Origin of the sequence: Caulobacter sp., from assembly GCF_017744445.1 — a bacterium.
In the GTDB taxonomy this organism is placed as follows: domain Bacteria; phylum Pseudomonadota; class Alphaproteobacteria; order Caulobacterales; family Caulobacteraceae; genus Caulobacter.
In genome coordinates, this window is sequence record NZ_JAGIBH010000003.1 from 156,457 (window position 1) to 180,994 (window position 24,538).

The window sequence follows — 24,538 nt, forward strand, 5'->3', positions numbered from 1 at the left end:
AGCTCCCCCGCACCGCGGGGGAGCATCATCCGTCCCCGCCCCTTTTTCATCACTTGGTGAAAAATAGCTGGCGCTCGCCGCCGGTTCGGGTGATGGTGCTTGCAATTCGCTGTTCGATGAATTGGCGAGGGTCCCGCGCACGCCTCCGCACAAGACGGATCCGGCTCGGGAAGGGCGGAACGTAAGGGAGGGGAAACCCATGACTTCGATGTGGAAGGCCGCGCTGCTGGCTGGCGCGGCGTGGAGCACGATCGCGGGCGTCGCGGCGGCTCAGGAAGCGCCTGCCGGCGACAACACCGCGAGCGTCGAGGAGGTGGTCGTCACCGCCCGTCGTCGCGAGGAAAGCCTCAAGGACGTCCCGGTCGCCGTCTCGGCCTTCTCGGCCGAGAAGCTGGAGCGCACGGGCGGCACGGACATCACCGTCCTGTCCCAGACGACCCCGAACATCACGGTGCAGACCGCCCGTGGCTCGAACTCGACCCTGATCAGCTACATCCGCGGCGTGGGCCAGCAGGATCCGCTGTGGGGCTACGAGCCCGGCGTCGGCCTGTATGTCGACGACGTCTACATCTATCGCCCGCAAGGCGCGGTGCTGGACATCTTCGACATCGAGCGCATCGAAGTGCTGCGCGGCCCGCAAGGCACCCTCTATGGCCGCAACACCATCGGCGGCGCCATCAAGTACGTGACCAAGAAGCTGGGCGACGAAGCCGGCGCCAAGATCCGCGGCACGTACGGCAGCTATAACCAGACCGACCTGCTGGTTTCGGGCCAGACGCCGGTCGGCGGCGGCCTGTCGGTGGGCGGCTCGTACGCCCTCTACAAGCGCGACGGCTACGGCAAGAACCTGACCACCGGCGCCGAGCACTACGACAAGGACGTCGAGGCCTATCGCCTGAGCGCCGAGTGGAAGCCGACGCAGGACCTGTTCTTCCGCCTGGCCTACGACCACGTGTCGGACGACTCCAACCCGCGACACGGCCACCGCGAGACCCTGCCGACGGCGGGCAATTATCCGATCCTCGACATCTATGACACCCAGGCCGGCCTGGGCGACAAGAACCACGTGATGACCAAGGGCCTGTCGCTGACGGGCGAGTACAACGTCACCGACGCGATCACGCTGAAGTCGATCACCGCCAGCCGCAAGGGCCACACCCAGACCCTGATCGACTTCGACGGCACGCCGCTGCCGACGCTGGACGTGCCGGCCACCTATGACGACAGCTCGTTCTCGCAGGAACTGCAGGCGGTATATTCGGACGACAACGTCCAGGGCGTCTTTGGCCTGTACTACATGAACAGCCAGGCCTCGGGCGAGTTCGACACCATCGCCGGCAATCTGGGCGTCTCGATCGCCGACGGCGGCAAGGTCAACACCCAGAGCTTCGCGGCGTTCTTCGACTTCAGCGCCAACCTGACCGACCGCTTCAAGGTCTCGCTGGGCGCCCGCGCCACGCGCGACGCCAAGCGCGCCAACGTGTTCCGCTTCTTCTATCTGGGCGCCACGCCGTCGCCGTATCAGGGCGGCGTCAATCGTCCGATTCTGCAGGTGCGGACCAACTACGACGCTCACAAGACCTTCTCGCAGTTCACCCCGCGTATCTCGGCCTCGTACGAGCTGAACGACGATCTGACGACCTACGCATCGTTCTCGAAGGGCTACAAGTCGGGCGGCTGGGACATGCGCGGCGACGCCTTCATCACCCCGCAGACCACGAACGGCTACAAGCCGGAAGTCGTGAAGACCTATGAGGCGGGCCTGAAGGGCTTCGCCCTGGACCGTAAGGTCTCGTTCTCGTCGGCGATCTTCCTGTCGAAGTATACCGACCAGCAGGTCACGACCCAGGTCGTGGTGCCGTCGGGCATCGCCAGCTCGGTCGACAACGCCGGTTCGTCCACCCTGTACGGCGCCGAGTTCGAGGCCAACGCCCGCCTGAGCCAGAGCTTCTCGGCCAATGTCGCCCTGGGCTACATCCACGCCAAGTACGACACCTTCAGCCGCTTCGTGCCGGCCGGCGCGCCCAACCCGCTGAACCCGAGCCAGACCCTGGCGACCGGCCAGGTGATCAACGTCGCCGACCTGTACGGCTTCCAGAACACGCCGGAATGGACGGGCAATGTCAGCCTGACCTGGCGCGGCGAACTGGCGGGCGGCGACTTGGCGATCACCCCGATGGTCAGCTATCGCGACGCCTACCAGCAGTTCGAGCAGCCGCTGCCGGCCCTGGACCAGAAGGCCTTCACCCTGGTGGACGCCACCGCGATCTGGACCGCCCCGGGCGGCAAGTACAAGCTGGCCCTGACCGGCAAGAACCTGACGAACGAGAAGTACCGCACCGGCGGCTACAACTTCGCCGGGGCCACCTACAACAACTCGGTGATCGGCTTCTACGGCCCGCCGCGGACGGTGGCCGCCTCGGTCGAGGTGGCGTTCTAAAAATCTAGGCGAAACGTCTAGGGCGGGGCTTGCTGCAACAGGCCCCGCCCTTTCTTTATGTAGCTGTAGCGTAAACGGGGGCAGGTGATGAGCGAACAGCAGGCGACGGCGAAGGGGCAGGGCTCCGGCTATCGTTACGTGGTCCTGGCCATGCTGATCCTGGCCTACACCTTCAATTTCCTGGACCGGCAGATCCTCGGCATCCTGGCCAAGCCGATCAAGGAGGAGTTCGACCTCACCGACGCGCAGTTCGGCCTGATGGGCGGCCTGGCGTTCGCGCTGCTGTACACGACCCTGGCCATTCCGATCGCCTGGCTGGCCGACCGCTTCAGCCGCGTCTGGATCATGACTGCGGCGCTGACGCTGTGGAGCGGTTTCACCGCCCTGTGCGGTTTCGTCGGCAGCTTCAGCCACCTGTTCCTGGCCCGCATGGGCGTCGGCATCGGCGAGGCGGGCGGCGTCGCCCCGGCCTATTCCCTGATCTCTGACTATTTCCCCAGGCGCCAGCGCGCCCGGGCGCTGGCGGCCTACGCCTTCGGCATTCCACTGGGGACGGCGGCGGGCACGCTGGTCGGCGGCCTGCTGGCCGTCCACTACGGCTGGCGCATGGCCTTCATCGTGGTCGGCCTGCTGGGCGTGCTGCTCGCGCCGCTTTTCCGGCTGGTGGTGCGTGATCCGCCGCGCGGCGGCGCCGACCGCACACCCGACGCGCCGCCGGCCGCGCCCGCGCCGGCCGCGCCTCTCGGGCAGGTAGTCAGGCTGCTGGCCGCCAAGCCCAGCTTCTGGCTGCTGGCCCTGGGCGCGGCCTCCTCGTCGGTCTGCGGCTATGGCGTCGCCGCCTGGCTGCCGTCGTTCTTCATGCGCAGCCTGGGCCTGACCCTGGCCCAGACGGCCTGGTACTATTCCGGCATCGCCTTCCTGGGCGGCGTGATCGGCATCTGGATGGGCGGCGTGATGGCCGACCGTCTGGGCGCGAAGTCCAAGGCCGGCTATCCGCTGACCCCGGCGGTGGCCTTCCTGATCTCGGTGCCGTGTTTCCTGCTGGCCATGAACAGCGGGACGCTGGTCGGCGGGCTCGGCGGGCAAGCCTCGCTGGCCCTGGCCTTCGTGATTTTCCTGATCCCCACCGGGTTGAACCTGGCCTGGCTGGGGCCCATCACCGCGGCCGTGCAGCACCTGGCGCCAGCGCCGATGCGCACCACGACCTCAGCGCTGTTCCTGCTGATCAACAACCTGCTGGGCATCGCCGTCGGCGTCTACTATTTCGGCGCTGTTTCGGACCTGCTGAAGCCGACCTTCGGCGCGGAGTCGCTGCGCTGGGCCATCTATACCGGCATGGGCTTCTACCTGCTGGCGGCGCTGCTGTTCTTCCTGGCCTCGCGACGGCTGGAACGCGACTGGGTCGAATAGCGAGCGACGGAACGTCGCAGGCTTTCCACGGCCACGGTTCGGTCAATTTCGGGTATCAAAGGGCGCGCAGAACGCGAGCGCCCACCAATGACTCCAGACGACCGTCACATCTTTCACGATCCCACGGGCAAGCGTGAGCGGCGGGCCAAGCTGATCCTGGGCATTGTCGCCTCGGCCATCGCCGCGGTGGTGGCCGGCTTTGTGGCGACCCTGGCCTTCGCCCCGCATCTGCCTGATGCGCCGCTGAAGGATCCGCACATCCTGACGTCGCTGCACCAGGAGACGGCGCACAAGCTCAAGGCCTCGGCCAAGACCTGGCGCCGGGTGCCCCGTCCCAAGGGCGGAGCCGCCAACGACGCGGCGGCGCGGCCGCTCTCGGTCGGCTTCTATGTCTCGTGGGACGAGGACAGCCGCGAGTCCCTGCGCCGCAACATCGACAAGCTGGATGTGGTCTCGCCGCAGTGGGTGGCGATCAACGGCTCGCGCGGCGACATCGACGTCACCGACGACCCGGAAGGCAGCGCCCGCATCGCCGCCGCCGCGAACAAGCCGGCCGTGCTGCCGCTGGTCCACAACTCGGCCAACGCCGCGTTCGACGGGCCGATGGCCGACGCCCTGCTGGCCAACCCGCTGGCCCGCGGCAAGCTGATCAGCAACCTGGTCACCCTGGCCGCCCAGCGCGGCTATGGCGGCTATGTCTTCGACTTCGAGTCGCTGTCGGCCAAGGGCCTGGCCGCCTATCCGAAGTTCCTGGACGAGGCCCGCGCGGCCCTGAAGGACGCCGGCCGCGAAGTCTGGGTCACCGCCCCGTTCGACGAGGAGGGCTGGCCGCTCAAGCGTCTGCAGGCGTCGTCCGACACCCTGGTGCTGATGGCCTATGACCAGCACTACGCCCTGGGCGATCCGGGCCCCAACGCCGGTCAGGACTGGTACGAGAGCGAACTGGAAAAGCGCTTCGCGCACCTGGACCCCAGCCGCACCGTGCTGGCGCTCGGCGCCTACGGCTACGATTGGACGTTGAATAAGGACGGCAGCCGCGCCTCGGGCGCCCCCGCCACCTTCCACGAGGCCATGCGCAACGCCCAGGATTCCGGGGCGACCATCCGCATGGACGACGACGCGCTGAACCCGACCTACACCTATACGGACGACAATGGCGACGACCACGTCGTCTGGTTCATGGACGCGGTCACGCTGTTCAATGAGGTCAAGGTCTCCGACCCCTGGAAGCCGCGCGGCTATGGCCTGTGGCGGATGGGCATGGAGGATCCGGGCGTCTGGTCGGTGCTGGGCAAGCCCTATGGCCAGGCCTCGGCGGCGGGGCTGACGACGCTGTCGAACGGGCAGGGCGTCGACTTCGACGGCGGCGGCGAGGTGCTGCGTATCGCGGCCCTGCCGACGCCCGGCAAGCGCTCTCTGGAGTTTGACCCCGACACGGGACTGGTCTCGGGCCAAACCTACGACGTCATTCCGTCCAGCTATGTCATCGAGCGCTATGGCCAGAAGAAGGGGCTGGTGGCCCTGACCTTCGACGACGGCCCCGACGGCCGCTGGACGCCGAAGATCCTGGACATCCTCAAGCAGAAGAAGGCTCCGGCCACCTTCTTCGTCATCGGCCAGAACATGCAACGCCGCCCCGACCTGGTGCAGCGCGAGGTGGACGAGGGCCACGACGTGGGCGGTCACAGCTGGACCCACCCCAACATCGCCGAGACGCCGCTGCCCCAGGTGCAGGTCGAGCTGAACGCCACCCAGCGTCTGTTCGAGGTGATCACCGGCCGCTCGATGCGCCTGTTCCGCCCGCCGTTCTTCGGCGACGCCGAGCCGTCGACCCCGCATGAGGTGGCGCCGCTCGTGATCGCCCAGACCCTGGGCTACATGACCGTGGGCCTGCGCATCGACCCCGACGACTGGCAGAAGCCGACCAAGCAGCAGATCATCGACCGCGTCCTGGACCGACTGGATAACCCCGGGAACAACCCCGGCCAGGTGGTGCTGCTGCACGACGCCGGCGGCGATCGCAGCCGCACCGTGGCGGCCTTGCCCGAGCTGATCGACCAGATCCGCGCGCGCGGCTATCGCCTGGTCACGGTCGGCGAGCTGGCTGGCATGACGCCGCAACAGGTCATGCCGCCGACTTCGCGCACGGGCCTGGACCTGGCTGTCGACCGGCTGGGCTTCGACTTCTTCCGCTGGACGCAGGCGGTCATGACCTTCCTGTTCCTGTCGGCCATCTTCCTGGGCGTCGCGCGGCTGGTGTTCCTGGCCAGCCTGGCTCTGGTCCACCGCTTCTGGACGCATGAAGAGCCGGCCGATCTGGACAGTGACAACGGTCCGCTGGTCTCGGTGCTGATCCCCTGCTTCAACGAAGAGAAGGTGATCGCCGCCTCGATCGCGCGGATCCTGGAAAGCGACTGGAAGAACCTGGAAGTGCTGGTCCTGGACGACGGCTCCAAGGACCGCACGGCCGACGAGGTTCGCGACCACTTCGCCAATGATCCGCGCGTGACGCTGCTGAGCTTCGAAAACGGCGGCAAGGCGCGGGCGGTCAATCGCGGTCTGGCCGTCGCCAAGGGCGAGTTCGTGGTGGCCCTGGACGCCGACACCCTGTTCCCGCCCTCGACCATCGGCCGCCTGGCGCGCTGGTTCCAGGATCCGGACGTCGGGGCCGTGGCCGGCAACGCCATCGTCGGCAATCGCCTGAACATCGTCACCCGCTGGCAGGCGCTGGAATACGTCACCGCTCAGAACCTGGAACGCCGGGCGCTGTCGGCCCTGGGCGCGGTGACCGTGGTGCCGGGCGCGGTCGGGGCCTGGCGCAAGAGCGTGCTGGACGACCTGGGCGGCTATCCGGCCGACACCCTGGCCGAGGACCAGGACCTGACCATCGCCTGCCAGCGCGCCGGCTGGAAGGTCGCCTTCGACCCCGAGGCCCGTGCCTATACCGAGGCCCCGGACACGGTCGGCGGCCTGCTCAAGCAGCGCTTCCGCTGGTCGTTCGGCACGTTGCAATGCGTGTGGAAGCACCGCAAGGCGATGTTCAACAGCAAGACTCCGGTGCTGGGCTTCGTGGCCCTGCCGCAGATCTGGCTGTTCCAGATCATCCTGGCCGTGGCCGCGCCGCTGGTCGACCTGGCGGTGGTCTGGAGCCTGGTCAGCGGCCTATACGCCGCCATCGCCCACCCGGTGGAGTGGCGTCCCGACGACATGCTGCTGGGCCTGACCTACTGGGCGATCTTCATCGCCGTGGACCTGTCGGCCGGCGCCCTGGGCATGGCCCTGGAGAAGCGCGCGCCGTGGGCGGACCTGCCGTTCTTGCCGGTGCAGCGGTTCGGCTACCGCCAGCTGATGTACTATGTGGTGGTCAAGTCGGTGGTCACCGCCATCCGCGGCGGCCGGGTCGGCTGGGGCAAGCTGGAGCGGCGAGCCTCGGCGTCGGTTTCGCCAAAGGGTTGAGATAACGCCGATCTGTGGCAAGCTCCGCCGCGTCGACCAGCCGACGCTCGGGGGGGAGCTTGTCATGAAGACCGTCGCCATTGGCCTTGCCGCCGCCATCAGCCTGACTTTGGCCGCGCCAGCCTTCGCGGATGCGCCGATCACCAAGACGACCGAGAAGGTCAAGGTGGGCATGAAGAAAGGCAAGAGCCTCTTCAAGCCCATCGTCACGCTCGCCGAGTACGAAGCCGCCAGAGGCATCGCCAAGCGCAGCAGCAACAGCATCACCGGCTTTGGCGGCAGCACCAAGTCGAGCATCAAGTTCGAGTTCACCGGCCCGAGCCTGGGGCCCGTCGCGGTCTCGTGCGGCGGCGGCCAGGGCAAGAAGAAGATTCTCGGCATCACCTACAAGACCGAGAAGCTGCAATATGTCTGCACCCTCTCGGGACCCGGGGCGGGCGACGACGCCGACTTCACCCTGGTGTTCGCCCAGGGCGGCTCGCTGTTGAAGGCCCTCCAGCAGCCGCAGCGCACCGGCGAATTGCGGTTCGGCGGCGTCACTCTGCGGGCGCGCACCGAGCAGGTCGGCAACGTGCCGATCGGCGGCGGCAAGGTGCTGGGCTATATCTACAGCCAGGATGGCGTGGATGTGGGCGCCCTGGACCTGTCGGGCGACGGCATCACCCTGACGGCCCCCAGCGTGGCGTATCTTCCGGCGAAAGGCGCGAAGACTCGCGACGCCGCCGCGATGCTGTCGTTCATCCTGTTCTTGTTCGACGATCCCGGTCATCAGTTCTGACACCGGTGGACAGCCGTTCACGGACAAAAATGGTGTGACCGGTAACAGTTCCGCCGGGTCAAGGGTTTCCCTTGCCGGGCGCGCCTAAACGCGTGGCGCCCCTGTCCTTTCGGACAATATAAGCACGCAAGCCTTCACCTTATCGTCGTCACGCGGTTGCGCCTGCGAAATAGCGCTCCTATAACCCGGCCACATTTCAGAAAGCCGTCGTCGAGACCGGGCCCTCATGAACATCCACGAACATCAAGCCAAAGCCGTACTCGCCGAGTTCGGCGCCCCCGTGCCGCGCGGCTTCGCCGCCTTCACGCCGGACGAAGCCGCCGCCGCCGCTGAAAAGCTGGGCACGCCGGTCTTCGTCGTGAAGAGCCAGATCCACGCCGGTGGCCGTGGCAAGGGCAAGTTCGAGGGCCTGGGCCCCGACGCCAAGGGCGGCGTCCGCGTCGTCAAGTCGGTCGAAGAGGTCCGCCTCAACGCCGAGGAAATGCTCGGCCGCGTGCTGGTGACCCACCAGACCGGCCCCAAGGGCAAGCAGGTCAACCGCCTCTACATCGAAGAAGGCGCGGCGATCGCCAAGGAATTCTACCTGTCGCTGCTGGTTGACCGCGCTTCGAGCAAGGTCTCGGTGGTCGCTTCGACCGAAGGCGGCATGGATATCGAAGACGTCGCGCACTCGACGCCCGAGAAGATCCATACCTTCACCATCGACCCGGCGACCGGCGTGTGGCCGACCCACACCCGCGCCCTGGCCAAGGCTCTGGGCCTGACCGGCGCCCTGGCCAAGGAAGCCGCCTCGCTGCTGAACCAGCTGTATACGGCGTTCATGGCCAAGGACATGGCCATGCTCGAGATCAACCCGCTGATCGTCACCGCTGACGATCACCTGCGCGTCCTCGACGCCAAGCTGTCGTTCGATGGCAACAGCTTGTTCCGTCACCCGGACATCAAGGCGCTGCGCGACGAGAGCGAAGAAGACCCCAAGGAAATCGAAGCCTCGAAGTACGACCTGGCCTACATCGCCCTGGACGGCGAAATCGGCTGCATGGTCAACGGCGCTGGCCTGGCCATGGCCACCATGGACATCATCAAGCTGTACGGCGCCGAGCCGGCCAACTTCCTGGATGTCGGCGGCGGCGCTTCGAAGGAGAAGGTCACCGCGGCCTTCAAGATCATCACCGCCGATCCGGCCGTGAAGGGCATCCTGGTCAACATCTTCGGCGGCATCATGCGCTGCGACATCATCGCGGAAGGCGTCATCGCCGCCGTGAAGGAAGTCGGTCTCCAGGTTCCGCTGGTCGTCCGTCTGGAAGGCACCAACGTCGAACTCGGCAAGAAAATCATCTCGGAAAGCGGCCTGAACGTCATCGCCGCCAACGATCTGTCTGACGGCGCCGAGAAGATCGTCGCCGCTGTGAAGGGCGCCCGTTAATGTCGGTTCTGATCGGTTCGCACACCAAGGTCATCTGCCAGGGCATCACCGGCGCTCAAGGCACCTTCCACACCGAACAAGCCATCGCGTACGGCACGCAGATGGTCGGCGGCGTGACCCCCGGCAAGGGCGGTCAAACCCACATCGGCCTGCCGGTGTTCGACACCGTCGCCGAAGCCAAGGACCGCACCGGCGCCGACGCCTCGGTGATCTACGTCCCGCCGCCCTTCGCGGCCGACTCGATCCTGGAAGCCATCGAAGCCGAGATCCCGCTGATCATCTGCATCACCGAAGGCATCCCGGTGCTGGACATGGTCAAGGTGAAGAAGGCCCTGGCCGGTTCGCGTTCGCGCCTGATCGGCCCGAACTGCCCGGGCGTCCTGACGCCCAACCAGTGCAAGATCGGCATCATGCCGGGCAGCATCTTCTCGGAAGGCTCGGTCGGCGTCGTGTCGCGTTCGGGCACCCTGACCTATGAAGCCGTGTTCCAGACCACTAACGCTGGCCTGGGCCAGACGACGGCTGTCGGCATCGGCGGCGACCCGGTCAAGGGCACCGAGTTCATCGACGTCCTCGAACTGTTCCTGGCCGACGAAGCCACCAAGTCGATCGTCATGATCGGTGAAATTGGCGGCTCGGCCGAAGAAGAAGCGGCTCAGTTCCTGAAGGACGAAGCCAAGCGTGGTCGCAAGAAGCCCATGGTCGGCTTCATCGCCGGCCGCACGGCTCCTCCCGGCCGCCACATGGGCCACGCCGGCGCCATCGTTTCGGGCGGCAAGGGCGGCGCCGAGGACAAGATCGCGGCGATGGAAGAAGCGGGCATCCGCGTCTCGCCTTCGCCGGCCAAGCTGGGTGAAACCCTGCTTGAAGTCCTGAAGGGCTAAAAGAAGATACCGAAACCCCGCCTCGCGCGGGGCCCAGGTTTTTTGCGACCGCCAGTCGACGATCCGAAAAAATCACCTGGGCCCCGCCAACGCGACGGGCGCCCGGGTGATTGAGAGACTATATTTACGGGCTGTGCGGTAGCGCTCCCGTAGAGCACCGGATCGAAGGCATAGAACGATGGCGGACGACGCAGGCATCATCAACCAGGTCTTGACCGAGACCAGCTTCCTCTACGGCGCCAACGCGGCGTTCGTGGAAGACCTCTACGCCCAGTGGGCGGAGAGCCCTGGATCGGTCGATCCCTCGTGGAACGCCTTCTTCGCCAGCCTGCAGGAGCAGGCCGACCAGGTTAAGCGCGCCGCGCAGGACCCGGCCTGGACCCCCAAGAAAGTGCCGTCGGTTCGTCCCGACTGGCTGTCGGCCCTGGACGGCCAGTGGGCCAGCGTCGCCCCCGCCGTCGAAGCCAAGATCGCCAAGGCCGTCGAGGGCAAGGCCCCCGGCGCTTCGGCCGAAGCCGTCCGCGCCGCCACGCTGGACAGCCTGCGCGCCATCATGATGATCCGGGCCTACCGGATGCGCGGTCACCTGGCCGCCAACCTGGACCCGCTGGGTCTGGACCCGGCCAAGGACGCCAGCGAGCTGGATCCGGCGACCTACGGCTTCTCGGAAGCCGACTACGACCGTCCGATCTTCCTCGACTACGTGCTGGGCCTGGAGACCGCTTCGGTCCGCGAGATCCTGGCCATCGTCCGCCGCACCTACTGCGGCAATGTCGGTGTGCAGTACATGCACATCTCGGATCCGACCGAGAAGGCCTGGCTGCAGGAGCGCATCGAGGGCCGCGACAAGGAAATCACCTTCTCTAAGGAAGGCAAGGTCGCGATCCTGAAGAAGCTGATCGAGGCCGAGGGCTTCGAGAAGTTCCTGCACAAGCGCTTCCCCGGCACCAAGCGCTTCGGCCTGGACGGCGGTGAAGCCATGGTCCCGGCCATGGAGCAGATCATCAAGCGCGGCGGCGCGCTGGGCGTGAAGGACATCGTCCTGGGCATGCCGCACCGTGGTCGCCTGAACGTGCTGGCCGCCGTGATGGGCAAGCCCTACCACGTCATCTTCCACGAGTTCCAAGGCGGCTCGTCGGTACCCTCGGACATCGAGGGCTCGGGCGACGTGAAGTACCACATGGGCGCTTCGTCGGACCGTGAGTTCGACGACAACAAGGTCCACCTGTCGCTGACGGCCAACCCGTCGCACCTGGAAATCGTCAACCCGGTCGTGATCGGCAAGGCCCGCGCCAAGCAGGCCTTCGTGCTGCGCGAACAGCCGGACGCCGGCCGCGGCCACGTGCTGCCGCTGCTGCTGCACGGCGACGCCGCCTTCGCTGGTCAAGGCGTGGTGGCCGAGTGCTTCACCCTGTCGGGCCTGAAGGGCTACCGCACGGGCGGCACCATCCACTTCATCGTCAACAACCAGATCGGTTTCACCACCAGTCCGCGCTACTCGCGCTCGTCGCCGTATCCCAGCGACATGGCCTTGATGGTCGAAGCCCCGATCTTCCACGTGAACGGCGACGACCCGGAAGCCGTCGTCTTCGCCGCCAAGGTCGCGACCGAGTACCGCCAGAAGTTCGGCAAGGACGTGGTCATCGACATGGTCTGCTATCGCCGCTTCGGTCACAACGAGGGCGATGATCCGACCATGACGTCGCCGATCATGTACGCCAAGATCAAGGGCCACCCGCCGACCCGCGAGATCTACGCCAACCGCCTGATCGGCGAGGGCGTGATCACCCAGGCCGAGGGCGATGGCTGGGTCAGCGAGTTCGAGACCTTCCTCGACAAGGAATTCGACGCCGGCAAGAGCTACAAGGCCAACAAGGCCGACTGGCTGGACGGCAAGTGGGCCGGCCTGACCCTGCCGGGCGACGAGGATCGCCGCGGCAAGACGGCCTTCCCGAAGACCCGCCTTCTGGAGATCGGCCGCCAGATCACCACGATCCCGGACCGCATCAACGCCCACAAGACCGTCAAGCGCGCCATCGACAATCGCCGCGAGGCGATCGAGAAGGGCGAGGGCATCGACTGGGGCCTGGGCGAGCACCTGGCCTTCGCCACCCTGCTCGACGAGGGTTATCCGGTCCGCCTGTCGGGCCAGGACTCGGTGCGCGGCACCTTCACCCAGCGCCACTCGGACGTCATCGACCAGACGACCGAAGAGCACTACACGCCGCTGAACAACATCCGCGCCGGTCAGGCCAACTATGAAGTCATCGACTCGGCCCTGTCGGAAGAGGCGGTGCTGGGCTTCGAATACGGTTTCTCGCTGGCCGACCCGAACACCCTGACCCTGTGGGAGGGCCAGTTCGGCGACTTCGTGAACGGCGCCCAGGTGGTGATCGACCAGTTCATCAGCTCGGGCGAGCGCAAGTGGCTGCGGATGAGCGGTCTCGTGATGCTGCTGCCGCACGGCTACGAAGGCCAGGGCCCCGAGCACAGCTCGGCGCGTCTGGAGCGCTTCCTGCAGTCGTGCGCGGAAGACAACATGCAGGTCGTCAACTGCACCACGCCGGCGAACTACTTCCACGCCCTGCGTCGCCAGATGAACCGCGAGTTCCGCAAGCCGCTGATCGTGATGGCCCCCAAGAGCCTGCTGCGCCACAAGCGCGCCGTCTCGAACATCGCCGACTTCGCCGAGGGCTCGACCTTCCACCGCGTGATGGTGGACGGCGCCGAGGCCGGTTGCGACGTGGGCGGCATCACGCTGAAGAGCGACGATCAGATCAAGCGCGTCATCGTCTGCTCGGGCAAGGTCTATTTCGACCTGGTCGACCAGCGCGCCAAGACCGGCCGCGACGACGTCTATCTGCTGCGCCTGGAACAGTTCTATCCGTGGCCGATGAAGTCGCTGATGCAGGTGCTGGGCCGCTTCAAGAACGCCGACCTGGTCTGGTGCCAGGAAGAGCCCAAGAACATGGGCGGCTGGACCTTCGTCGATCCGTGGCTTGAGCTGACGCTCGACAAGCTGGACATCAAGGCCAAGCGCGCCCGCTATGTGGGTCGTCCGGCCTCGGCGTCCACCGCCGCGGGCCTGATGAGCCGCCACCTGAAAGAACTCGAGACCTTCCTCAACGAGGCGTTCGCGTAAGCGTCGCCTCCAAGATCTAAAAAACCCGCCGGACCGAACAAGAGAGACCTGGAAAGCCCCATGGCCGACATCAACACCCCCGCCCTCGGCGAATCCGTCACCGAAGCGACGGTCGCCCGTTGGACCAAGAAGGTCGGGGAGGCCGTGAAGAAGGACGAGATCCTCGTCGAGCTGGAAACCGACAAGGTTTCGCTGGAAGTGGCCTCGCCCGCTGACGGCGTGTTGTCGGCCATCGGCGCCGAAGAAGGCGCGACCGTGGTGCCGGGCACGGTCCTGGGCGTCGTGACCGAAGGCGCGACCGCGTCGGCCGCTCCGGCCGCCGCCGCTCCGAAGGCCGCTGAAGCGCCGAAGCCGGCTCCGGCTCCCGCCGCCGCCCCGGCTCCGGCCCCGGCCGCCGCTGCTCCGACCGCCGCGCCGGTCAGCCCGGCTCCGGCCCGCATCGCCGCCGAGAACAACCTCGACCTGTCGAAGGTCGCGGGCACCGGCAAGGACGGTCGCGTGACCAAGGGCGACGCCCTGGCCGCCCTGGAAGCTCGCGCCGCCGCTCCGGCTCCGGCCGCTGCTCCGGCCGCGCCGCGCGCCCTGCACGAGCGCGAAGAGCGCGTGAAGATGACGCGCCTGCGTCAGACGATCGCCCGTCGCCTGAAGGAAGCTCAGAACACCGCCGCGATGCTGACGACCTTCAACGAGGTCGACATGACGGCGGTCATGGCTCTGCGCGCCCAGTACAAGGACGTGTTCGAAAAGCGCCACGGCGTGAAGCTGGGCTTCATGTCGTTCTTCACCAAGGCCGTCGTGGCCGCGCTGAAGGCGATCCCAGACGTCAACGCCGAGATCGACGGCCAGGACGTCATCTACAAGAACCACTACGACATCGGCGTCGCCGTCGGCACCGACAAGGGCCTGGTGGTTCCGGTCGTCCGTGACGCCGACGTGCTGAACCTGGCCGAGATCGAAAAGACCATCGGCGACCTCGGCAAGAAGGCCCGCACCGGCGGCCTGGCCATCGAGGACATGCAGGGCGGCACCTTCACGATCACCAACGGCGGCATCTACGGCTCGCTGATGTCGACCCCGATCCTGAACGCGCCGCAGTCGGGCATCCTGGGCATGCACGCGATCAAGGAACGCGCCATGGTCGTCAACGGCAAGATCGAGATCCGTCCGATGATGTACCTGGCCCTGTCCTACGATCACCGCGTCGTCGACGGCGCTGGCGCCGTGACCTTCCTGGTCAAGGTCAAGGAAGCCCTGGAAGACCCGCAGCGCCTGCTGCTGGACCTGTAAGAGACCAACGAGAAGCCCGCCTCACCGGCGGGCTTCTTCGCTTTTGGGCCCGTGATGACCAAAGACACCCTCTACCTGCTGCCCATGGGCTTCGACAAAGAAGGCCAGCAGCGTTTCTGCCCCGACTGCGCGATGATGGAGGGCTATCTGGCCGCGTATCCGCAGCTGCGCGACGTGCTCGACATCGTCCGCGTCGACTACGCCCGCCCACGCCCGGCCCTGGTCGAGCGCCTGGGTGAAGAGCACCAGAACGCCCCGACCCTGATCCTGGCGGAAGCCGCGCCCGACGCCGGCCCGCACGGCGAGATCCTGTCCGCCAACGGCCTGAGCTTCCTCAGCGACGCCCGCCCGATCACCCGCTGGCTGGCGGCGAAGTACGACTTGCCGGCGCCCCTGTAGACGATCAAATCTAGGCTCTGGAGGTCGCCCATGAGCCTCGTGGAGGTCGCCCGTTTCGCGGGTTTGCAGGAAGCCCAGATCGTGGCCGCGAGGCTGCGCGCCGATGGCTATCCCGTGCTGGTGCAGAACGAGTACTGGGGCGGGGCCGACTTCACCATGGCCATCGCCATGGGCGGCTTCCGGGTCTGGGCTCCGGAGAGCGAGGCCGAGGACGCCAAGGCCCTGATCGCGACTTTTCGCACGACGGCGGCTGATCTCGATCCCGAAGAGACTGAACAGCCGGCCGCGCCGCAGCCGTTCCGAAACGGGCTGCGAACGGCCCTGGCCTTGCTGGTGGGCGTGCTGATGGGATGGGTCTGGGCGCTGCTGCTCGTCCCCGCCCGACGCTTGGCGGGGCGCCCGATATTGAGGACGGCGGCGGTGGCGGTCGCCATCCTCGGGCTGGCGTATGGGCTGTGGGCCGCGATCGCGGTCCTGCCAATCCTGATCTAGCGGCTCGCCCGCAGCACCGCGTCGCCCAAGGCCGCATAGTCGCCATTGAAGTGGTGACCGCCGGGCAGGCGGACCTTGGCGACCTCGGCGTCGGGCAAGGTCGGGCAGATGTCGGCCCGTTCCTTGTCGCCGTAGACACAGGTGATCTTCACGTCCTGCACGTCCACGTTTTTCAAGGCGGCGATGGCCGGTTGGACGGGGAAGGAGTCCGGCGGAGCCAGGTTCAGCCAGCTGGCCGGATGGAACCTCAGGTCGCCATGGGGACCGGTCCCGATCAGCACCACGTGGCCGATCTGGGCGCGAAGGTCGCCGGGCAGGCGCGGGATGATCGCCGGCAGGGCGTCGGCGCCGAACGAATAGCCGATCAGCGTCACCTTCGACCGGCCCCACTGGCGCTCGTAGTCGCGCAGCTCGGCGGCCAGGTCGTCGGCGACGGTCTGAGGCGAACGCCGGGCGCTGAAATAGGCCAGGGAATTGATCCCCACGGTCGGCACGCCGTCGGCGGCCAGGCGTCGGGCGACCTTGGCGTCCAGGGGACCCCAGCCGCCGTCGCCGGAATAGAATACCGCCAAGGTGTCGCCGGACCGCTCGCTGGGCGCGAGGATCACCGGCTTGGCCGACGCGGTCGAGGCGCTGGTCATGGCCAGGGAAAGCGTGGCGAGGACGGAGAAGGCGGCGGCCAGACGGATGATCATGATGTCAGGACATCACGGCCGCATGGCGATCCGCGGGCCATCTCTTGTCACGCTTGTGGCGAAGCTCAGAGACTGGCCTTGAGCACCGCCGCCGCCAGGGCCCCATAGTCGCGGTTGAAGTGGTGATCGCCCGGCAGGCGGACCTTGATGGTCGCGGCGTCGGACAGGGTCGGACAGATGTCGTTCCGCTCCTGGTCGCCATAGACACAGGTGATCTTCAGGTTCTTCAGCGCGTCGATCGCTGGCCGCACGGGGAAGGAATCCGCCGCCGCCAGGTTCAACCAGCTGACGGGATGGAACTGCAGGTCGCCGTTCGGGCCCGCGCCGATCAGCACCAGGCGGTCGACATGGGCGCGCAGGTCGGCGGGCAGGTGCGGGATGATCGCCGGTAGGGCGTCGGCCCCGAACGAATAGCCTATCAGCACGACCTTGGTGCGACCCCACCGCGCCTCGTACTGGCGTAGAGCGTCGGCCAGGTCCCGGGCCGCCCCGTCGGCGGAGCGCCGGGTGCGGAAATAGGTCAGGGAATCGACGCCGATCGTCGGCACGCCGTTGTCGGCCAGGTGCTGGGCGACCTTCTGGTCGATCGCCCGCCAGCCGCCGTCGCCCGAATAGAACACCGCCAGGGTGTCGCCGGCCTTGCCGCTGGCGATCGGAATGTTGGCGGGCGCGGGCTTGGACGGCGCACCGGCCCCCAGCGCCAGGGCGGCGACGAGCGGGGCGGCGAGGAGGGACAGCAGGCGAAGGCGCGAGGTCATAAGCCTATGACGCCGCCGACCCGCGCCGACCCTCAGGAGACGCCATGTCGCGCTTGGACGCCTAAGGCGCGTTCGGGCGCGGTCCAGGCCATACCGTCCGGAACGCCTTCAGCGCTGCCGGGTGGTAGACCGTGCTGTGATGCTCCTGATGCATCGGATCATAGACGTAGGTCAGGCCCGCAGGCTTGGCGGCGTCCAGGGCGGCGACCACATTGTCGACGCCTTCCTGCATGGTCGTGCCTTCGTCGCCGATGGTCAGGTAGAGCTTGCGCTGGCCCAGCGCCGGCCAATTGGCGATGTCCGCCGCGGCGCCCCGGGCCAGGGCTTGGTCGCTCCACCACAGGCTGGGACTGGCGGCGATATAGGCGTCGAACAGGGTCGGCTGCTTCAGCAGGGTCTCGACCACGAACAGGCCGGCCAGGCTCTCGCCGATGATCGCGCTCTCGCCGCTGGCCCGGTAGCGGGCGGCGACCCAGGGTTTCAGCTCCTCGGCCAGGAAGCGGCGATAGGCGGCCGAGCCGCCGGTGGTCGGATAGTCGGCCTTCTCCTTGGCCACGCTGGTCGGGTGGGTCAGGTCGTGGCGGCGGTCGATGCCCTCGATCCCGACCACGATCATCTCGCGATAGGTCCAGGACAGCTCGCCCAGCTGGGCCAGGCCCGCGATGTGGGGAAAGTCTTCCTTCTCGCCGCCGTCCATCAGGTAGAGCACTGGATAGGTCTTGCTGGACTTAGCGTAGTCGGGCGGCAGGTGGACATTGATCCGCCGGGTCTGGCCCAGGATCTTGGACTCCATGGTCAGCGACTGGCCGATGAGGATCGGGGTTCCCTCCGGAGCCTGGGCGGAAGCGGCGAGAGGGGCGCTGGCCAGCGCCAGGGCCAGGATGGCGAACTTCAACACGGCGCTATGGTCTCCCCAGGAACGGGCGGAGGTTAGGCTGCGTCGCGCGTGAGCGGGAAGCCGTTTGAACGAACCGCCCATTCTCCTTGATTTTCAAGGGCGGGACGGTCGAAAGCGGGTTCCGTTTTGGCCTGCTTCCCTCTAAGGAACTCCCGCCTCCAGAGGTCTGACAATATGGCCGGCGAGGCCCCATATTTGTCCGGCGCCGCTTCCGGCGCGTCCTGAAGGCGAAAGACCCATGGCTCAGTACGACGTCGTCATCATCGGTGGTGGTCCCGGTGGCTACAACGCGGCCACGCGCGCCGGTCAGCTGGGTCTGAAGACCGCGATCGTCGAAGGCCGCGGCAAGCTGGGCGGCACCTGCCTGAACGTCGGCTGCATGCCCTCGAAGGCCCTGCTGCACGCCTCGGAATATTACGAAGCCGCGGCCGGCGGCGAGTTCGCCAAGCTGGGCATCGAGGTCAAGCCGAAGCTGAACCTCGCGCAGATGATGGCCCAGAAGGCCGAGAGCGTCGAAGCCCTGACCAAGGGCGTCGAGTTCCTGATGAAGAAGAACAAGGTCGACTACGTGAAGGGCTGGGGCCGCATCGACGGTGTCGGCAAGGTGGTCGTGAAGGCCGAGGACGGTTCGGAAACCGTGCTCGAGACCAAGAACATCGTCATCGCCACCGGCTCGGAGCCGACCCCGCTGCCGGGCGTGACGATCGACAACAAGCGCATCGTCGACTCGACCGGCGCCCTGTCGCTGCCGGAAGTGCCGAAGTCGCTGATCGTCGTCGGCGCCGGCGTCATCGGCCTGGAGCTGGGTTCGGTGTGGAAGCGCCTGGGCGCGGAAGTCACCGTCGTCGAGTACCTGGACCGCATCATTCCGGGCACGGACGCCGAAGTCGCCACCGCCTTCCAGAAGATCCTGACCAAGCAGGGCTTCAAGTTCGCGCTGGGCGCCAAGGTCACGGGCGCTGAGGCTACCGCCAAGGGCGTGAAGCTGACGCACGAGCCGGTCGCCGGCGGCGCGGCCACGACGGTCGAGGCCGACTACGTGCTGGTCGCCATCGGCCGTCGCCCGTTCAGCCAAGGCCTGGGCCTGGAGTCGGTCGGCATCACGCCGGACAAGCGCGGCGTCATCGCCAACGACCACTACAAGACCGGCGTGGACGGCATCTGGGTGATCGGCGACGTGACCTCGGGTCCGATGCTGGCCCACAAGGCCGAGGACGAGGCCGTGGCCTGCATCGAGCTGATCGCGGGCAAGGCCGGCCACATGAACTACGACATCATTCCGGGCGTCATCTACACCAAGCCGGAAGTCGCCACGGTCGGTAAGACCGAGGAAGACCTGAAGGCCGCGGGCATCGCCTACAAGGTCGGCAAGTTCCCGTTCCTGGCCAACAGCCGCGCCAAGATCAACCACGAGACCGACGGCTTCGTGAAGGTGCTGGCCGACGCCAAGACCGACCGCATTCTGGGCGCCCACGCCGTGGGCCCCAATGTCGGCGACATGATCGCCGAGATCTGCGTGGCCATGGAGTTCGGCGGTTCGTCGGAAGACGTCGCCCGCACCTGCCACCCGCACCCGACCCGCTCGGAAGCCTTCCGTCAGGCGTCGATGGGTGTCGAAGGCTGGACGATGCAGGCCTAAGGCCTGTTCCTGTCCAATCGTTAATGTTGGCGTCCGCGCAATCGGACGTAGAGTGGCGGGGTTTCGGAAACGGAGCCCCGCCATGTTTCTGTCTGCTCTCGCGCTGGCCTCGGCCATCCAGGCCGTTCCGGTCGCTCCATCCGCGCCGATAGCGCCGCCCGGCGCTTCCAAGCCGTCCTTCAATCGTGCGATCGGTCAGCCCGGCGCCCGCTCGCCGCTGGAGTGCCGTCAGCGGGCCATCAAGGCGCGCGAGGACGCTATCGCCCGCGGCGAGCCGCTGAACCGCATGCCCGGCGCGCTATTGCATCACACGGTCATCCGCATGGTCGACGGTTGCCCGGTGAGCACCCAGGTCCGCCAGAGCGGGCCGGCCCGCTAAGCCAGCGTCCTGAACGTCACCGAGTAACGCCGCGTCTCCAGCGGTGGGATGCTGTGCTCCCAGTCGGTCCTCGCGGGACCTGACAGCAGATAGGCCGAACGCGGCGCGGCTTCGAAGGCCCGACGGTCCCAGCCCGCGCTGGCCTGCCGTCGAAAGCGGAACTTGCAAGGCGTCAGCAGCGACACGCCCGCCACCTCGCCAAATTCCGGCCGATCGCGATGCCAACCGATCGCCGCGCCGGGCTCGTACAGCGAAACCAGCGCCTGGACGAACGCTTCGGGCGCGTGGCCGGTGAAGGCGGCGACCTTGCTCCTCAGGGGCAGAAGGACGTCCGGGATCGCCGTGGTGGGATCGAGGCTGCGGCGGCTGAAGTCGTAGCGCCAGCCGAACGACACCACCTGACGATGGCCGGTATAGCCCCGGAACTCGAACGGCTTGAACGGCAGGGTCTCGAAGTGGGCGGCGAGGTCGCGCTCTTCGTCCGCCGAGATTAGGTCTGGTCGGTAGCGAAAGCCCTCGGGCAAGCCGGGCGGTGGTTCGGGCGCGAAGAGGTCGGCTTGCATGCCCTCTGACATGGGGCGCGCACCATCCACGAAAAAGGCCCCGCCTTAGAGGAGACGGGGCCAGACGCTTTCGAGGGGAGAAACGCCCCCAAAACGCGGGGCGGTACGCGCACTAAAGCTTAGAATTCTTCCCAGTCGTCGCTGGCGCCGACGGCCTTGGCCAGCTTGGCTTGGGCGGCGGCGACCGGGTTGGCGCCAGGACGATGAGCCTGGGTGGCCAGCGACGGAGCCTTGCTGGCGACCGCCGGAGCGGCCGGGCGCGGCGCCGGAGCCGGCGTCGACGGACGGCGGGTCGAGCGCGAGACGGCGGCCGAAGCGTTCGAGGCGCCGACGCGGAACTTCGAGATCATCTGCATCAGATTGCCGGCCTCGCCCTTCAGGGCGTGCGAGGCGGCGGTCGACTGCTCGACCATGGCGGCGTTCTGCTGGACGGTCTGGTCCATCTGGTTGACGGCGGCGTTGACCTGGTTCAGGCCGGTGGCCTGCTCCTGGCCCGAGGCGGCGATCTCGCTGACCAGGGCGTCGATCTCGCCGACCTTGTTGACGATGGCTTCCAGGGCCTCGCCGGTCTGGCCGACCATGCTGACGCCTTGGTTGACCTGCTGCGACGAGGTCGAGATCAGGGTCTTGATCTCCTTAGCGGCGTCGGCCGAGCGCTGGGCCAGGGCGCGAACTTCCTGGGCGACGACGGCGAAGCCGCGGCCCGCTTCACCCGCACGGGCGGCTTCGACGCCGGCGTTCAGGGCCAGGAGGTTGGTCTGGAAGGCGATCTCGTCGATGACGCCGATGATCTGGCTGATCGACTGCGACGACTTCTCGATCTGGTTCATGGCGTCGACGGCGTTGCGCACCACGATGCTGGAGCGCTCGGCGTCGCCACGGGTCGAGCCGACCACGCGCGAGGCTTCCTGGGCGCCCGACGACGAGCGACGGACGGTGGCGGTGATCTCGTCCAGGGCGGCGGCGGTCTCTTCCAGGCTGGCGGCCTGCTGCTCGCTGCGGCGCGACAGGTCATCGGCGGCCGAGGCGATCTCGTCCGAACCCGCGCCGATGCTGCTGGCGGCGTGGACGATGGTGCCCATGGCCTCTTCCAGCTGGGCGATGGCGCCGTTGAAGTCGTTCTGGACGCGCTGGTAGGCGGCCGGGAACTGTTGATCCAGGCGATAGGTCAGGTCGCCGTCCGACAGGCGGGTCAGGCCCGTGGCGATGGCTTCCATGACGAAGGCCTGTTCCTTGGCGGCGGCCTCGGCGATTTCCTGGTTGCGGCGACGCTCGGCTTCCGTCTCGGCGCTGGCGCGCTGCTGGGCGGCCTCGGCGGTGCGCAGGGCCAGGGCGTTGTCCTTGAACACCTGGACCGAGCGGGCCATGGCGCCGACCTCGTCCTTGCGTTCCGCGCCCTTGACGTCGACGTCGACGCTGCCCTGAGCCAGGACTTCCATGGTCTTGGACAGGTTGATCAGCGGCTTGGCGATCTTGGCCGAACCGACCCACATGGCGTAGACCATGGCCGCGCCGGCCGACAGCAGGCCGAACAGCAGCAGAACGACAGCGCCGGCGGCGGCGTCCTTCTTGGCCTGGGCGACCATGCCTTGCGTTTCATCGCTGTGATGGTCGATCCAGGCGGCCGTATCCTTGGTCAGCTTGGCGATATCCGTGTCGATGGTGCCCATCATCATGACAGCGGCTTCGTTCAGGTTCTGCAGGCCCATGTCGGCGCCGGCGCGGGCGTTGTCGTGCACGGCCTTGAAGCGCTTGCGGAAGGCCTCGATGTCCTTGACCGCGGCTGGATCGGCCTTGGCGGCCTTGTCCAGGAACTCGTTGCCCGACTTGAAGGCCTTTTCGATGTCTTCCGAGCCCGACTTGGCGGCTTCCGACGTCCCGTCATTGGCCACGGTGCGATAGGCGGCGTAGCCGACGGTGGCGACCTGGCGGTTGAAGCGGGCGGCGTTCAGTTCGGTGGGCGCGCGCTGGTCGACGAGGACCTGGGCGGCTTTTTCGACGGTCTTCACCTGCCACACGCCCGCGCCAACGCAGGCCAGGGCCACCACGGCGAGGACGATCGCCGGCATCATTACCTTGGTCGAAATCTTCAGGTCGTCGAACTTCATCGGAGCCTCATGCGGCGCGGACGGGGGGAGGCCGGCCGGTAAAAACACACGTTTCGTAGCCAGTAGACGTGAAGGCGGTGAAATCGCGGTTAATGCTCAGGCTTGCGTTAAGCATCGCGACGTTCCGCCGCATCCTTTAGTCTATGCTGGGTCAGGCCTTCGGGTGGGCGGCCTGATAGGCGGCCAGCAGGCCAGCCGCATCGACCTGGGTGTAGCGCTGAGTGGTCGACAGCGAGGCGTGGCCCAAGAGGTCCTGGATGGCGCGCAGGTCCGCGCCGGCGCCGAGCAGGTGGGTGGCGAAGGCGTGGCGGAAGGCGTGCGGGGTCACGCGGTCCGACAGCCCCAAACGTCCCCGCAGCAACTGCACCAGCCCCTGGACATGGCGCGGCGACAGCGGCCCGCCACGCTTGGCGCGGAACAGCGGCTCGTCGGGACCCAGGACGAAAGGCAGCTCGTCTACGTAAACGGTGATGGCGTCGCGGACGGCGTCCAGCACCGGCACGATCCGGGTCTTGCCGCCCTTGCCGGTGATACGCATCGACTGGCCCAGCGGCGCGTCCGACCAGGTCAGGGACAGCGCTTCGCTGATCCGCAGACCGCAGCCCCACAGCAGGGTCAGCACGGCCTCGTCGCGGGCGGTTTCCCAGGGATCGCGCTCGGTGTCGTCAGCCGCCTCGGTGATCAGGTCGCGAGCCTGGTCCTCGGAGACGGGGCGCGGCAGGCCGATCTTCAGGCGGGGGCCGCGCACCAGCTCGACGGCGGCGTTGGCCACGCCGTGGCGTTGGTCCAGATACTTGTGAAAGGCGCGGATCGACGACAGAGCCTGGCTGATCGAGCGCGGAGCCAGGGCGTCTTCGCCTTGCCGACGGAAGGCCAGGTAGCCACGCAGGTCGGCGGCCGAGATCTCGCCCATGGCGGCCAGGCTGACGACCTCACCCCGATGACGTTCCAGGAAGTTCAGATAGGCCAGGACGTTGTCGCCATAGGCCCGCACCGTGCGCGGCGAAGCCCGGCGCTCCAGCGTCAGGTAGTCCAGCCAGGCGGCGTAGGCCTGGCGGGCGCTCATAGGGTCGGCCAGCGTTCGGCCGTGCGCTCGACCACGCGGGCCAGGAAGTTGACCAACTCGGTGCCCATGTCGGGTGTGAAGCCTTCCGGATCCGTGGAGCCGAAAGCGATCAGGGCTTCGCGGCGCGGCTCCCAGATGGCCATACGCACCAGGGCCATGCTGCGGATGGTCTCGGCCTGGTCGCCGAACAGCGGCAGGGCGGGGGCGAAGAAGCCCATGCGGGCGATCGGCGCCTCGCCCAGGATCATGTCGACCTGGCCTTCGGCGAGAATGTACCAGCCGGCCGGCACGCGGGTCGGGCCTTCCAGGGCCACGACGCCGGAGGCCAGGCCGAAGCGGCCGCGCGCCATCTCGTCGACGCGGCGGGCCAGATCAGAGTGGTTGCGAGCGTCCAGCAGGTCGATGACCGCGGCATGGGTCTGGGCCTGGGCCGAATAGTTGGCGCGGGCGTTGGCCTCGATCGTCTGGCGGACGCTGGCCTCGCGCTTGTGAGCGGCGGCGGCGCGGGCCAGGGCGCGTGGGCCGAAGTCGACGACATTGGCGGCGTCGACGCGCAGGCCCAGCTCCCCCAGCAGGTCTTCGTCGTGGCGCAGGAATTCCGGCTGCACGCGCAGGAAGTCGCGGACGCTCTCGGCGTCGACCGATTTCCGGCTGGCGTTGCTCGCGTCGCTCATCGTCGTCCCCACGAAAAAACTCTACGTCCGGATGAAGCGGGCAA

Annotated in this window: 19 protein-coding genes; 12 read left to right on the top strand and 7 right to left on the bottom strand. The window is 67.4% G+C overall.

Annotated elements, in window-relative coordinates:
• The first annotated feature begins 199 nt into the window (after positions 1–199).
• The 10 genes from J7528_RS05880 (at position 200) to J7528_RS05925 (ending at position 15,714) form a co-directional block, all read left to right on the top strand.
• Positions 200–2,440, top strand: a complete 2,241-nt coding sequence (locus tag J7528_RS05880; protein ID WP_291872007.1) for a TonB-dependent receptor — start codon at positions 200–202, stop codon at positions 2,438–2,440.
• Between the two features lie 87 nt (positions 2,441–2,527).
• Entirely contained in the window at positions 2,528–3,850 is a 1,323-nt protein-coding gene (locus J7528_RS05885; RefSeq protein ID WP_291872008.1) for an MFS transporter, read from the top strand.
• A gap of 87 nt (positions 3,851–3,937) precedes the next feature.
• Positions 3,938–7,306 (top strand): glycosyltransferase, encoded by a 3,369-nt coding sequence (locus J7528_RS05890; RefSeq protein WP_291872009.1) that lies wholly within the window; start codon positions 3,938–3,940, stop codon positions 7,304–7,306.
• 64 nt (positions 7,307–7,370) lie between these two features.
• Positions 7,371–8,084 (top strand): hypothetical protein, encoded by a 714-nt coding sequence (locus J7528_RS05895; RefSeq protein ID WP_291872010.1) that lies wholly within the window; start codon positions 7,371–7,373, stop codon positions 8,082–8,084.
• Between the two features lie 226 nt (positions 8,085–8,310).
• Positions 8,311–9,510: an ADP-forming succinate--CoA ligase subunit beta gene (gene sucC / locus J7528_RS05900; protein ID WP_291872011.1), complete on the top strand. Its 1,200-nt coding sequence runs from the start codon at positions 8,311–8,313 to the stop codon at positions 9,508–9,510.
• The gene (sucD, locus tag J7528_RS05905; protein WP_291872012.1) at positions 9,510–10,394 is read left to right on the top strand and encodes a succinate--CoA ligase subunit alpha; all 885 of its coding nucleotides are present in this window, start codon (positions 9,510–9,512) and stop codon (positions 10,392–10,394) included. The genes sucC and sucD overlap by 1 nt, the downstream gene beginning before the upstream one ends.
• A 178-nt stretch (positions 10,395–10,572) precedes the next feature.
• A complete protein-coding gene (locus tag J7528_RS05910; RefSeq protein WP_291872013.1) occupies positions 10,573–13,536 on the top strand; it encodes a 2-oxoglutarate dehydrogenase E1 component in 2,964 nt (987 codons plus the stop codon).
• Positions 13,537–13,596: 60 nt separating this feature from the next.
• Entirely contained in the window at positions 13,597–14,823 is a 1,227-nt protein-coding gene (gene odhB, locus J7528_RS05915) for a 2-oxoglutarate dehydrogenase complex dihydrolipoyllysine-residue succinyltransferase (RefSeq protein ID WP_291872014.1), read from the top strand.
• A 54-nt stretch (positions 14,824–14,877) separates the two neighbouring features.
• Positions 14,878–15,222, top strand: a complete 345-nt coding sequence (locus J7528_RS05920) for a DUF3088 family protein (protein WP_291872015.1) — start codon at positions 14,878–14,880, stop codon at positions 15,220–15,222.
• Between the two features lie 30 nt (positions 15,223–15,252).
• Positions 15,253–15,714 (top strand): hypothetical protein, encoded by a 462-nt coding sequence (locus J7528_RS05925; RefSeq protein WP_291872016.1) that lies wholly within the window; start codon positions 15,253–15,255, stop codon positions 15,712–15,714.
• Here the strand turns inward: J7528_RS05925 and J7528_RS05930 are convergent.
• The 3 genes from J7528_RS05930 to J7528_RS05940 all read right to left on the bottom strand — a co-directional run bounded on the left by J7528_RS05930 (position 15,711) and on the right by J7528_RS05940 (position 18,065).
• On the bottom strand, positions 15,711–16,409 hold the full coding sequence (locus J7528_RS05930; protein ID WP_291872017.1) for an AcvB/VirJ family lysyl-phosphatidylglycerol hydrolase: 699 nt from the start codon (positions 16,407–16,409) through the stop codon (positions 15,711–15,713). The two genes, J7528_RS05925 and J7528_RS05930, sit on opposite strands and share 4 nt — an antisense overlap.
• A 65-nt stretch (positions 16,410–16,474) precedes the next feature.
• Positions 16,475–17,167 (bottom strand): AcvB/VirJ family lysyl-phosphatidylglycerol hydrolase, encoded by a 693-nt coding sequence (locus J7528_RS05935; protein ID WP_291872018.1) that lies wholly within the window; start codon positions 17,165–17,167, stop codon positions 16,475–16,477.
• A gap of 61 nt (positions 17,168–17,228) precedes the next feature.
• Positions 17,229–18,065, bottom strand: coding sequence for an alpha/beta hydrolase (locus tag J7528_RS05940; RefSeq protein WP_291872019.1), 837 nt, complete (start codon positions 18,063–18,065; stop codon positions 17,229–17,231).
• 238 nt (positions 18,066–18,303) lie between these two features.
• Here J7528_RS05940 and lpdA point away from each other — a divergent pair, with 238 nt between their 5' ends.
• Positions 18,304–19,704 (top strand): dihydrolipoyl dehydrogenase, encoded by a 1,401-nt coding sequence (gene lpdA, locus J7528_RS05945; protein WP_291872020.1) that lies wholly within the window; start codon positions 18,304–18,306, stop codon positions 19,702–19,704.
• Positions 19,705–19,786: 82 nt separating this feature from the next.
• Positions 19,787–20,083: a hypothetical protein gene (locus J7528_RS05950; protein WP_291872021.1), complete on the top strand. Its 297-nt coding sequence runs from the start codon at positions 19,787–19,789 to the stop codon at positions 20,081–20,083.
• Here the strand turns inward: J7528_RS05950 and J7528_RS05955 are convergent.
• The 4 genes from J7528_RS05955 to J7528_RS05970 form a co-directional block, all read right to left on the bottom strand.
• Complete coding sequence (locus J7528_RS05955) at positions 20,080–20,646, bottom strand: alpha-ketoglutarate-dependent dioxygenase AlkB (protein WP_291872022.1); 567 nt, start codon at positions 20,644–20,646, stop codon at positions 20,080–20,082. The genes J7528_RS05950 and J7528_RS05955 overlap by 4 nt on opposite strands.
• Positions 20,647–20,765: 119 nt before the next feature.
• Entirely contained in the window at positions 20,766–22,754 is a 1,989-nt protein-coding gene (locus J7528_RS05960; RefSeq protein ID WP_291872023.1) for a methyl-accepting chemotaxis protein, read from the bottom strand.
• 151 nt (positions 22,755–22,905) lie between these two features.
• Positions 22,906–23,820, bottom strand: coding sequence for a tyrosine recombinase XerC (locus J7528_RS05965; protein ID WP_291872024.1), 915 nt, complete (start codon positions 23,818–23,820; stop codon positions 22,906–22,908).
• Positions 23,817–24,494 (bottom strand): DUF484 family protein, encoded by a 678-nt coding sequence (locus J7528_RS05970; RefSeq protein ID WP_291872025.1) that lies wholly within the window; start codon positions 24,492–24,494, stop codon positions 23,817–23,819. The genes J7528_RS05965 and J7528_RS05970 overlap by 4 nt, the downstream gene beginning before the upstream one ends.
• Positions 24,495–24,538: the final 44 nt, after the last annotated feature.